This is a genomic window from Rhodopseudomonas sp. AAP120 (assembly GCF_001295845.1).
Lineage (GTDB): Bacteria > Pseudomonadota > Alphaproteobacteria > Rhizobiales > Xanthobacteraceae > Rhodopseudomonas.
In genome coordinates, this window is sequence record NZ_LJIC01000137.1 from 18,274 (window position 1) to 29,311 (window position 11,038).

11 protein-coding genes are annotated in these 11,038 nt (G+C 62.6%); 5 read left to right on the forward strand and 6 right to left on the reverse strand.

Features of this window, described 5'->3' with window-relative positions:
- Window positions 1-34: 34 nt before the first annotated feature.
- Entirely contained in the window at window positions 35-379 is a 345-nt protein-coding gene (locus IP86_RS20650) for a VOC family protein (RefSeq protein ID WP_245290687.1), read from the reverse strand.
- A 380-nt stretch (window positions 380-759) separates the two neighbouring features.
- Here IP86_RS20650 and IP86_RS20655 point away from each other — a divergent pair, with 380 nt between their 5' ends.
- Together IP86_RS20655 and ribB are read left to right on the forward strand one after the other, a co-directional pair.
- Entirely contained in the window at window positions 760-1,383 is a 624-nt protein-coding gene (locus tag IP86_RS20655; protein WP_054164310.1) for an Lrp/AsnC family transcriptional regulator, read from the forward strand.
- 146 nt (window positions 1,384-1,529) lie between these two features.
- Entirely contained in the window at window positions 1,530-2,606 is a 1,077-nt protein-coding gene (gene ribB / locus IP86_RS20660; RefSeq protein WP_054164311.1) for a 3,4-dihydroxy-2-butanone-4-phosphate synthase, read from the forward strand.
- Here ribB and IP86_RS20665 read toward each other — a convergent pair.
- Complete coding sequence (locus tag IP86_RS20665; RefSeq protein ID WP_054164312.1) at window positions 2,565-3,503, reverse strand: AraC family transcriptional regulator; 939 nt, start codon at window positions 3,501-3,503, stop codon at window positions 2,565-2,567. The two genes, ribB and IP86_RS20665, sit on opposite strands and share 42 nt — an antisense overlap.
- Window positions 3,504-3,594: 91 nt before the next feature.
- On the opposite strand from IP86_RS20665, the gene IP86_RS20670 reads away from it, so the two are divergent.
- From IP86_RS20670 to IP86_RS20680, 3 genes are read left to right on the forward strand one after another with little or no spacing between them, the layout of a single operon-like run.
- Window positions 3,595-5,667 (forward strand): FUSC family protein, encoded by a 2,073-nt coding sequence (locus tag IP86_RS20670; RefSeq protein ID WP_082364148.1) that lies wholly within the window; start codon window positions 3,595-3,597, stop codon window positions 5,665-5,667.
- The gene (locus IP86_RS20675) at window positions 5,664-5,882 is read left to right on the forward strand and encodes a DUF1656 domain-containing protein (protein WP_054164314.1); all 219 of its coding nucleotides are present in this window, start codon (window positions 5,664-5,666) and stop codon (window positions 5,880-5,882) included. The genes IP86_RS20670 and IP86_RS20675 overlap by 4 nt, the downstream gene beginning before the upstream one ends.
- A gap of 14 nt (window positions 5,883-5,896) precedes the next feature.
- Entirely contained in the window at window positions 5,897-6,772 is an 876-nt protein-coding gene (locus tag IP86_RS20680; protein ID WP_245290688.1) for an efflux RND transporter periplasmic adaptor subunit, read from the forward strand.
- A 153-nt stretch (window positions 6,773-6,925) separates the two neighbouring features.
- Here IP86_RS20680 and IP86_RS20685 read toward each other — a convergent pair whose 3' ends face one another.
- The 4 genes from IP86_RS20685 to IP86_RS20700 all read right to left on the reverse strand — a co-directional run bounded on the left by IP86_RS20685 (window position 6,926) and on the right by IP86_RS20700 (window position 11,011).
- Complete coding sequence (locus IP86_RS20685) at window positions 6,926-7,693, reverse strand: SDR family NAD(P)-dependent oxidoreductase (protein ID WP_054164316.1); 768 nt, start codon at window positions 7,691-7,693, stop codon at window positions 6,926-6,928.
- The gene (locus IP86_RS20690) at window positions 7,690-8,472 is read right to left on the reverse strand and encodes a 2-keto-4-pentenoate hydratase (protein ID WP_054164317.1); all 783 of its coding nucleotides are present in this window, start codon (window positions 8,470-8,472) and stop codon (window positions 7,690-7,692) included. Before IP86_RS20690 ends, IP86_RS20685 begins: the two co-directional genes overlap by 4 nt.
- A gap of 189 nt (window positions 8,473-8,661) precedes the next feature.
- A complete protein-coding gene (locus tag IP86_RS20695; RefSeq protein ID WP_054164318.1) occupies window positions 8,662-9,891 on the reverse strand; it encodes an ABC transporter substrate-binding protein in 1,230 nt (409 codons plus the stop codon).
- A gap of 310 nt (window positions 9,892-10,201) precedes the next feature.
- Window positions 10,202-11,011: an alpha/beta fold hydrolase gene (locus tag IP86_RS20700; RefSeq protein WP_054164319.1), complete on the reverse strand. Its 810-nt coding sequence runs from the start codon at window positions 11,009-11,011 to the stop codon at window positions 10,202-10,204.
- Between the last annotated feature and the right edge of the window lie 27 nt (window positions 11,012-11,038).

Genomic DNA, 11,038 nt, shown 5'->3' on the forward strand with positions numbered 1-11,038 from the left:
GGGCGTGACGCCGCTGCCCCGCTGAACGTCTGAGCTATCTGGCTGCTTGGTAGAACTGGATGATGTTGCCGCCCGGATCCCGCACCTTCACCGCGCGGCCGTGACCGGCCATGTCCCGAACCGTGCCGATGTCTGCGCCCAGAGCTGCGGCGCGCTCGGCCGCAGCTTCGAGATCGTCGACATCGAATACGACGACGGCGTCTTGCAGCTGGGTCGACACCGACTCCGTCGGGCCGGCGACGCAGAAGGCAGCCGCATCGCTGACGAACTGGATCCACTTGCCGGGATCGGCGAAGCGCACCTTCAAACCCAGACCTTCGTAAAACGTGGCCAGGCGTTCGGGGGCGTTCGCGGTGAGATAGACTTGCTTCAGTTTCACGCTCGACAATCCAAACCGTTCGCTGCCTGTGTGCGATCGTGGATGGATAGTCTCCCGCCCCTCTCAGCATTACTGCTTGAACAACGCGTGTCGCAGAAGCTTCATCAGCATTTTATGCTGCCCTGACTCGTCGAAGCAGCCGGTTTAATCCAACAAGGTCACGCTGCATATCGCATGTGCAAAAAATGTATCGAAAATAGGCAACTAACATTTTGATCGCAATGCACAATCCGAACTTTGACGGTTTTTCGATACAAGTCGGCGTTTTGTCGAAATCCCACAAGCACGTTTGCGGTTAGCGTTTACCACGCAATTGTCATCACCCCGCGAATGCGGGTGATGGATGCCGCAAGAAGACTACCAGATTTGGGAGACACGCGATGTCGACGACCTCTCTCGACAGAATTGATATCAAGATCCTGAACGAGCTCCAGCAGAATGCGAGCTTGACCAATGTCGAGCTCGCATCACGCGTCAATCTCTCGCCGTCGCCGTGCCTCGCTCGCGTGCGAACGCTGGAGAAACTCGGCGTGATCGATCGACGGATCGCCCTTCTCGACCCCGCCGTGCTTGGCATTGGGGTAACGGCGTTCATTCAGATCAAGCTTGAAAAACAAGTCCAGACGTCGCTCGAGAGCTTCACCCGATCCATCGACCGGCTGGCCCAGGTGATGGAATGCTATCTGATGACGGGTGAGAGCGACTACATGCTCCGCGTCATGGCGGCCGACATCGAGGATCTCGAAGATCTCATCGTCAACAAGCTGTCCCGCATTCCCGGCGTCAGCAGCATCCGGTCGAATCTCGCTCTCAAGCGCATTTCTCACAAGACAGTGCTGCCGATCGATACCAATCGCCCTGTCACCGTGAAGGCGTGCAGCAATCCCTCGCGCCCAATGGAGCGCTCCCCAAGGCCCCGGTACGATGCAGCAAGCCCTTCGCTATCCGAAGCGCCGATCGGCCTCGACGCGCACTGCCCCAGCTACAGCGTCGAAAGACTATAGGCAACCGATGCAATCCGTCTCGAGTCTGGGCCGGTTCCCGACAATCGTGAAGACGAGATCAGCAGATGACTCGAACGGCATTCCGCGTCCAGACACCCAGATGGCTCTTCCGCAAGCGGACGTAAACTTCAGAGACATGAATTGAGATGACGGCATCCATCAAAGCAGCACTACAGGCGTTCGCGGATGGCGAAATCGTCGTGGTCACCGACGATGACGATCGCGAGGGCGAGGGCGACCTGGTTGTCGCCGCCTCGCTGTGTACGACCGAGAAGATGGCCTTCATCATCCGCAATACATCGGGAATCGTCTGCGCGCCCATGACGGTCGAGGACGCAAGGCGCCTGCGGCTCGACCCGATGGTCCTCAACAACGACTCGGCCCACACCACGGCCTTCACCGTGTCGGTGGATTATCGACCGGACAACGGAACAGGCATCTCGGCCGAAGAGCGGGCGTCGTGCTGCCGTGCCCTCGCCAACCCCAACGCCGGCGCGGACGATTTTTGCCGGCCGGGACACGTTTTCCCCCTGATCGCCAAGGAGGGAGGCGTGCTGATGCGCTCGGGCCACACCGAAGCGGCGATCGACCTGTGCAAACTGGCTGATCTCGAACCGGTCGGTGTCATCAGCGAACTCATGAACGACGACGGCTCGGTGATGAAGGGACCGCAGGTCGCGGCCTTCGCCGACAAGCACAAGCTGAAACAGGTCACCATCGCCGACCTGATCCGCTTCCGGCAGGCCCGCGAGACGCTAATCGAGCGCGTCGCGAGCGTCACGGCGGAGAGCCCGATCGGCCCGCTCCAGGGCTATTCCTACCGGTCGCCGTTCGACCCGATCCATCACGTCGCATATATCTATGGCGACTTGGGCGACGGCACCAACGTCCTCACGCGCTTCTACAAACCGAACATCCTGCGCGATCTGTTTTCGGGGCAGGAACAGGCGAGGATGAGTGTCATCCTGCAGCGCTTCAAGGACAATGGCAGCGGCGTGCTCGTCTATCTGCGCGACGGCGCGGCGGGTGTTCCGCCGGCGCCGCTGGGACCTGTCACTTCCCGCGAGGATGATCGAAATCGGGAGTGGCGCGAGATCGGCGTCGGCGCCCAGATCCTACGGGATCTCAAGATCAGCTCGATCCGTCACCTGACCTCCTCGACGCATCACTTCAAGGGGCTGTCAGGCTTCGGCATCGAGATCGTCCGAAACGAGGCGCTCTAATTGCAACCAGCGGCGTTGCGAAAGCCCGTTGATCGCGTCGCGCATGTCGGGCATCCGGCGAAGCTTGCAGTCCGTCTCGCGACAGATCTCCCCCGGACCCGTCTGGCCGGCCTCACGCTCGGAGAAGTAGCGCGCGGGCGACTTGCCGAGCGCCTTCTTGAACATGGTGATGAAGGCGCTCACCGACTCGTAGCCAAGCGCTCCCGACACCGACTGAACCGTGTCGCCAGCAGACAATTTCTGAATGGCGACGATGATCTGAAGCTGCTGACGCCAGCGACTGAAGGTCATGCCGGTCTCGGCGAGCACAATGCGCATCAGCGTCCGCTCGCCGAGCGCGACGGCTTGCGCCCACTCCGCCACGGTCCGGCGGTCGGCCGGATTGTCCATCAGGGCATCGGCGATGATGCGCAGTTTCGAACTCCGCGTGATCGGAAGATGCAGCCGTTCGGTCGGCATCGCGATCAACTCGTTGAGGAGCACCGCAGCGATCTGCGCGGTCGGGCCCTGGGAATCGTAGAGCGGCGGCAGTGTCGCCATCCGATGGATCAGCTCGTGCAACAGCGGTGAGATCGACAGCGTGCAGCATTCCTGCGGGACGTTCGCCGCGTCCATGTCGACATAGAGAAACAGCAGGCTGGCATTGCCGCTGACCCGGTTGCTGTGAGGCATGCCGCCGGGGATCCAGACGCCGCAGCGTGGCGGGACCATCCACAGGCCGCTCGGCACTTCGCACGTCACCCCGCCGCGCTGGGCGAGGACGAGCTGTCCCTTGCGGTGGGTGTGAACCGGCAGTTCGTCCTCCTGCTCCTTGGTATCCACCATGCCGGCCACGATCGGACGGTCCAGGATGTCAGGATCGAACTGGCGATAGTGCTGATGCAGCGTGCCGCGCATTGTCATCTCTTAGCAATTAATTGGCAGAGTAACGAAATTCTTGCGGGGCAGCAACACCTATGGTCGCCGGGTGTCACGGACGATCAGGACGATGCCCGCATCACTTCTCTCTCGGCTTCTCGCAGCAGTCGCGCCCGGTCGACTCGATCCGAAATGGGCGCTGTTCTCGGCGAATTCCTTTATCGCCGCGATGCTGGCGATCTATCTCGCCTTCCGCCTCGGCCTAGAACGGCCGTATTGGGCGATGCTCACCGTCTATCTGACCGCGCAGCCCTTCGCCGGGGCGGTCCGGTCACGCGCGGTCTATCGTTTTCTCGGGACATTGCTGGGCGCTTGCGCGGCGCTGGCGTTAGTGCCGGTGCTGGTCGACCAGCCGGCGTTGTTGTCGGTCGCCGTCACCGCGTGGGCTGCGCTCTGCCTCTATATCTCCCTGCAGGACCGCACGCCGCGCAGCTATGCTTTCCTGCTGGCGGGGTACACCGCGACGACAATCGCGTTCTCCAGCGTCGCCGTTCCGACCATGGTTTTCATGACGGCGCTGTCGCGGGTGGAGGAAATCCTGCTGGGCATCGGCTGCGCCACCCTGGTGCACACCCTGTTGTTCCCGAGCGACGTCACCACTCCTGTGCTGAAATCCCTCCGTGGCGCATTGTCGGACGCCTTCGCCCGGACCACCGATGTGCTCTCCGCGCGCCTCGGCGAAATGCAGGATACAGGACGCTGGAAGCTCGCTGCGGACATCACGCAGATCGAGATCTTGGCGACGCACCTGCGTTACGACACCGCCGCGAGCAAGCCGGACCTGCGTGCCATCGGTGCCGTGCAGGACCAGCTCGCATTGGTCTTGCCGATGCTGCTGTCGGTCGAGGAGGGACTCGCCGCCTTGGGAGAGAGGCGCTCGGCCGAGTTGAACCAGCTGCTGTCCGAGCTCGCCGACTGGACGCGCGCACCAGACCGGTCACCCGCCAGTGCTGACGATCTGATCAGAAAGTGCACATCGTTCGAAGTAACCTGCCGCGACGACCGCTGCGAATGGGATCGGCTGATCGAGGCCGGAACGGTGGCCAGATTGGCCACGCTGATCGAAGCGCTGGCTGCCGCCCGAAGCCTGTCTGCCGCGCTGCACGACGGTCATCGAACGTCCACCTGGAGCAAAGCTGGCTTTCGGGATGGGCACGTGAGGCGACGCCTGCACAGCGATCCCGGCCTCGCCGTTCTGTCGGTCGCGGCTCTTGTTGTCGCCGTCCTCGGCTGTTGCACCGTGTGGATCGCGGCAGCGTGGCCGGAAGGCGGCGTCGCCGCGCAAATCGCCGCGATCGCCGCGGCGCTCTATAGCAGCCTCGACGACCCCGCGCCGACGCTGATCTCCTACGCGCTCTGGACGCTGGCTTGCCTGCCGATCGCAGCGATCTACCTGTTCGTGATATTCCCGGCCATCACCGGCTTTCCGACGCTGGTGTTCTCGCTGGCGCCGACCTTTTTGGTGATCGGCTATCTACAGGCCAATCCCCGGCATTTCATCAAGGCGCTGGCGCTCGGTCTCGGACTGATCAGCGCGCTCGACCTCCAGAACAAATTCAGCGCCGACTTCGCTCTGTTCATCAATAGCAATGCGGCTGCGATGATCGGACTTCTCGCAGCGTTCATCGCTATCCGATTGCTACGCTCACTCTCCGCATCTGGCGCGGCGCAACGTCTGCTGCGCCATGGCTGGGCCGATCTGGCGAGGTTGGCCACGGCACGGCGGCCGATGAGCCGCGCCAGATGGACCAGCATCATGCTTGATCGATTTGGCCTGGTCATCCCCCGGCTGGCCGGCGCGGCGACGGACATCGCGGCGGAAGCCCGCCCTTTGGCCGCGCTGCAGATTGGACTCGATCTGCTCGCGCTCAGGCAATCTGCGCTCTATGACGAGGAGCGTAGCGATCCTGGACTCCAACAACTTCTACCCAGGCTGTCGCGCGCATTCCGCTGGCTGGCGCGCGGCAACGCGAAGCTGAAGCCAGACGACGCTCACGCCCTGCTGGCGGCGATCGACAACGCGCTGAGCGACACGTGCGAAGACGCGCCCGCCCGCCGACAGCGAAAACTCGCGCTGATCGGTCTACGCCGGACGATGTTTCCGGATGCCCATGCCTTCTCGTCCGGCGAGGTCCCGCGATGAACGAGGAAATCGCCATCGCGGGCGTCTACGTTCCGACCTTCGGGTTGGCCTGCGCTTGCGCGCTCGCCACCTGCTTCATCGCTTCCTCGGCCAATCGCAGATTCATCGGTATCGACCTCCGGAAGTATGCGTGGCACCCGGCGCTGTTCGACTTCGCCGTCTTCGTCATTCTGACCAAGATCTTCTACGCTGTTCTGGGAAAGCTGCCGCTATGACAACGATCAGTTCGATGTTTCCCCGCATGATGCTCACCGTCCTTATGGTCAGCGTCGCGGCTCCGGTCGGCATCGGCATGTGGGAGCATTACGAGACGGCGCCATGGACCCGCGACGGACGCGTTCGTGCCGACATCATCGCCGTCGCCCCCGACGTGTCCGGCCTGGTCGACGCGGTCCTCGTCCACGACAATCAGCTCGTCCACAAGGGCGACGTCATGCTGCGCCTGGATTCCGAGCGTTTTCGCCTCGCGGTCCGCCAAGCGGAGGCCGCCTTGGCCAGCCGCGAAGCCGCAGCCGAAAAGGCCGCCGGCGATCGCGTCCGATACGAGAAGCTGAGCGAGGGAGTCGTTTCACAGCAGCAGCGCGAGGCGGTCCGCGCCGCGGACCTGCAGGCCAAGGCCGTGTATAATCAGGCGGTGGCCGATCTGGCCATCGCACGCCTCAATCTCGATCGATCCGAAATCCGGGCGCCCGTCAACGGCCGCGTGACGAATTTCGACTTGCGGCCGGGCGCCTATCTCGCCGCGGGGCACGGCATCATGGCGCTGATCGACACCGATACCGTGCGCATCGAAGGCTATTTCGAGGAAACCAAGATTCCTAGAATTCATGTCGGCGACATCGTTGATGTGAAGCTGATGGGCGGAGCGAAGCTGGCAGGCCGAATTGAGAGCATCGCCGGGGGTATCGAGGACCGCGATAGAACTCTGGGCTCCAGCCTCCTTGCCAGCGTCAATCCTTCCTTCTCCTGGGTCAGGCTTGCACAACGCATCCCGGTTCGGATCCGCATTGAGAGTAAGGATGTCGATCGCCTCATCGTCGGAACGACCGCGACGATACAAGTCAACGTCCGACGCCGCCACAAGCCGCAACGCGCTGGTCTTTGATCAGTCCCGACGCCGCCCGCCAGCCCCGATGCCCCGAGGACGCGGCGACCCCAATCAGGAGATTTCAAGAGGCAACGTTGCGTTCGAAACTTCAATCGGGAACGGCCGCTGTCACTTGGGTTTCTGGCAGGCGTCGGATGGTACGCATGGCCCCTAGTAGGTCGCTCGCCCGCCCGACAAATCGAACACCGCCCCCGTGCTGAATGAGCATTCTTCGCTAGCGAGCCAGCAGATCAGCGAGGTGGCTTCGTCCAGCGTGCCAAATCGTTGCAGCGGAATCTTGGACAGCATGAACTGGATGTGCTGCTCGGACATTTGATCGAATAACGGCGTTCGGATCGCGGCCGGCGCGATGCAATTCACGCGCACTCCCGTGGAGGCCATTTCCTTGCCGAGCGATTTGGTGAGAGCGATCACCGCTGCTTTGGATGCGCTATAGGCGGAGGCGTTGGGGTTGCCCTCCTTCCCGGCCACCGACGCGACGTTGACGATCCGCCCATAGCCGTGGCGCTCCATGGCGCGAACCGCGGCACGATTGCAGTAGAACGTACCGTTGGCATTGATATCGAATACCTTCCGCCAATCACCGCCGGTGTAGTCCTTCACTGGCGCATTCGGCCCCGTGACACCTGCGCTAGCGACCAGAATATCAACGCGGCCTCCCAACGCCGCGAGGCTTCGTTGAAACGCCGCGTCGACCGCTTGTTCGACCGAGACATCGACGGGTTGCGCATCGGCAGCCCGCGTCTCTCCCATCGCGGCGTCGAGCGCTGCGGCATTCAGATCCCAGATCGATACGCGCGCACCTTCTGCCGAAAGGCGGCGCGCGACGTCGCAGCCGATGCCTGATGCACCGCCGGTCACGACGGCCGTGCGTCCTTCGAACCGCCCTTTGAAAACGCTCACGGCCACCCCGTTCATGCGAACCGCGCCGACACGGTGCCTAGACCCGTGATCGTCGCTTCGAACACGTCGCCGGTGCTGACCGGGACCATCGGTCCCAGCGCGCCGGACAACACGACGTCGCCGGCCCGCAGCGGGCGCTTGCGGCGTGCCACTTCGCCGGCCAGCCAGACCATCGCATTGAGCGGATTGCCCAGACAGGCCGCACCGCTCCCTTGCGATACGATTTCTTCGCCTCGAGTCATCCGCATCTGCATCGCGCGAAGATCCAGGCCGTCGAGCCGACGAACCGGGCCGCCCAACACGAACAGCCCGGACGACGCGTTGTCGGCTACCGTATCGACGATTCCAATGTCCCAATTGGTGATGCGGCTGCCGACGATCTCCAGCGCCGGCATCACATAGGCGACCGCGCGGATGATATCCGCGACCGTCGGAGCTTCGACATCGATATCCCGATCGAGGACGAACGCCACCTCGGCTTCGATCTTCGGCTGCAGCACTCGCCCCACGCCGACCGGTTCGTCTTCGCCGACGATCATGTCGGCGAACAGCATGCCGAAGTCGGGACGGTCGACGCCGAGTTGCTTCTGCACCGCGCGCGACGTCAATCCGATCTTGCTGCCGACCACGCGCCGTCCCTCCTTTTCCCACAAGGCCGTATTGCGCTGCTGAATCGAATAGGCCGCATCGATGTCGAGGTCGGCCAACTCGGATCGGATCGGGGCAATCGTCGCGCCGTGATAGGCCGTACGGATACGCTCGGCGATCCCGCCGATGTCTGCCTGCGTGTTCATTGGAAGGTCCCCTGCTGCTTTGTCGAAGAGTTGAAAGGCCACAATGTCGGCCGAGGTGCGCCTCTCACGAGGACATCGAATTTCGACGACGAAATACTCGCGGTCGGGCGCGGCTTTTGTGCCATCCGCGAGCAATCGACGACACGACAAACGACCGGGCGCCCGATCACGGGAGCCCGGCACGTGTGGCTAAGAGGCGATGTTATTCAGGTCGATCTTGTCTCCGTGCGGCATCCAGTTCGCGCCGTCGAACTTCGTGATCTGGATGTTGTGGATCGCCCGGTAATCGGTCGACGAATTCCCCACCTTGATTCCATCGAGGAACAATGGAGGCTGCTCGTCCCGGAGCGAGGTCGCCTGCTTCAACAGATTTTCGCGCGTGAGGTCGTTGCCGCAGCGGCGCAGCACCTGCTCGATCATATACGCGTTGTTGTAACCGGGGGTCGCGGTGGTGTCGTCGAGAGTCACCGTCGGCATATACTGCTTCATGAACTCGACAAAAGTCCGAATTCTCTGCTTGTCGCGATAGTTGGGGTCGGTGGCGATAGCCTCCCATGAGGCAGACACAAGCCCTTTTGCATTGTCCAGCCCGGCAGGCGCCAACGTCCCCCCGACGGAACTACAATTCGAGTTCACGATGTGAAGCGGCTTCCAGCCGAGTGCCGCGACCTTGCGGATGCCCTGCGCGGCGAACTTCGAGTAGGTGAGCTGCACGAACACGTCGGCACCGGCGGCCTTGCAGTCGGCGACCTGGTTGTCGATCGACGGTTCGGTAATCTCGTGACTGACTTCCTTGACGATCTGGCTGGCCTTGTCCCCGAGACCTTTCTTGAACCCGCGCAGAAAATCCTTGCCGAGATCGTCGTTGAGATACTGAACCGCAATCTTCGCGTCTGGCTTCTCCTTGAGGACGTACGCGCCGAGGGCCGCGCCTTGGGCGACGTAGAGCGGATAGAATGGGATGATCCAGGGATATTCCTTGGGATCGTTGAAGCGCTCGGCGCCGGACGTCAGAAACAGGTTCGGCACCTTCTTGCCGTTGAGATACTTCTGAACGGCGGCATTGGCGGCGGTTCCCAAGAATCCCGCAATGGCGAAGACTTCGTCGGACTCCACCAGCTTGCGGGTCTGCTCCACCGCCTTCGGCGGCGAGAAGGCGTTGTCCAGCGAAATCAGATTGATCTTGCGGCCATTGATGCCGCCATTGTCGTTGATCATCTTGAAATACGCGGTCTGCGCCTGGCCATAGATGCCATAGCTCGACGCGGGTCCGCTATAAGGCGCAGTGGTGCCGAGCTTGATCTCGGTATCGGTGACGCCGGGACTGTATTTGGACGCCGCGCGGGCGCGCGAGCCGTTCAGCGCCAGGGCAGTCGCGCCCAGGCCGGCAAGCGCGGCTCGTCGTGAGATGGCCTTCATGTCGTTTCTCCCTCATGTTGTTGTCGTTGCACGTTTGGAGCGCAATCTTTCCGTCTCGTTCGCTGCCGCGTTAAGCTGATCTAGACAGACGAGACGGACACTTGTGCGAAGCCTGACGCGCAGACTTCGTCGTCGTCGCGGGACAGACGGGCGGCAGTCGCCGGGCTGACGGCCGCGCTCGGTCCTTGAAGCGGGACTGCTGCTGAGCCGCGAGCGGCATCAGCTCGATGTTGCGACGCTTACGACAACCGTGTGATGGAGAAGCCGTGACTTCGTCCGCTCACACGGTGATGCGCACGTCACCGCTCCCTCAGGGACGGTCGAGGAAGTCGGCAACCAGGGCGTTGAACTCGTCCGCTTTCTCCCACTGTGCCCAGTGGCCGCACTTCGGGTAGACGTGAAGTTGCGCGTTAGGGATCGACTTCAGCAGGATGAAGCTGGAGTCGAACGGCACCACGCGATCCTCGCGCCCCCACACGATCAGCGTGCGATGCTTCAGCGAAGCCAGATCTTCGCGCCACAGGTCGAGCCCCGGCCGCTTGAAGATATCGATGGTGTCGGATCGCGAAGCCGCTTCGAGCCGTTCCTTCATCAGAGACTCGGTGATGGTCGACTGATCGTAGACGAGCAGGTCCAGCACCGCCTTCAGCTTTTCCATGCTCGGACCGCTGCCGGCGTTGAAGCGCGCCATTCGCATCAAGCCCTCGGTCGGCATCGGCGAGAACACCGCCTGGCTGCCGCCGGTGCCCATCAGCACCAACCGGTTGACCCGCTCGGGCGCACGCAGCGCGACCGTCAGCGAGGTGCCGCCGCCGAGCGAATTGCCGACGAAGCTGGCCTTGTCGACGCCGATCGCATCCATGAACGCCCGGGTGAACTCTCCCAGGACCTCGTAGATCGCGCCGTCCTTCAGCTTACCCTCCGTCTGCCCATAGCCCGGCAGATCGAAGACGATGACGCGCCGCTTGGCGGCGAGCGCTTCGATATTCTTGCGGTAGTTGCTCAAACCCGACGCGCCCGGGCCGCCGCCATGAATCAGGATCGTCGCTTCGCCCTGCCCTACGTCATAGTAGTGCGTGCGAGCCCCCAACACGTCGACCTGTTTGCCTTTGAAGTCCACCGTCTCTCTCCTCTTGCCATTCGGCGC

What these genes read in the sequence shown, in the direction of transcription:
- ribB (WP_054164311.1), top strand. Translation starts at nt 1,530, where the DNA reads ATGACGGCATCCATCAAAGCAGCACTACAGGCGTTCGCGGATGGCGAA.
- IP86_RS20670 (WP_082364148.1), top strand. Translation starts at nt 3,595, where the DNA reads ATGCCCGCATCACTTCTCTCTCGGCTTCTCGCAGCAGTCGCGCCCGGT.
- IP86_RS20695 (WP_054164318.1), bottom strand. Translation starts at nt 9,891, where the DNA reads ATGAAGGCCATCTCACGACGAGCCGCGCTTGCCGGCCTGGGCGCGACT.
- IP86_RS20680 (WP_245290688.1), top strand. Translation starts at nt 5,897, where the DNA reads ATGTTTCCCCGCATGATGCTCACCGTCCTTATGGTCAGCGTCGCGGCT.
- IP86_RS20675 (WP_054164314.1), top strand. Translation starts at nt 5,664, where the DNA reads ATGAACGAGGAAATCGCCATCGCGGGCGTCTACGTTCCGACCTTCGGG.
- IP86_RS20685 (WP_054164316.1), bottom strand. Translation starts at nt 7,693, where the DNA reads ATGAACGGGGTGGCCGTGAGCGTTTTCAAAGGGCGGTTCGAAGGACGC.
- IP86_RS20655 (WP_054164310.1), top strand. Translation starts at nt 760, where the DNA reads ATGTCGACGACCTCTCTCGACAGAATTGATATCAAGATCCTGAACGAG.
- IP86_RS20690 (WP_054164317.1), bottom strand. Translation starts at nt 8,472, where the DNA reads ATGAACACGCAGGCAGACATCGGCGGGATCGCCGAGCGTATCCGTACG.
- IP86_RS20665 (WP_054164312.1), bottom strand. Translation starts at nt 3,503, where the DNA reads ATGCGCGGCACGCTGCATCAGCACTATCGCCAGTTCGATCCTGACATC.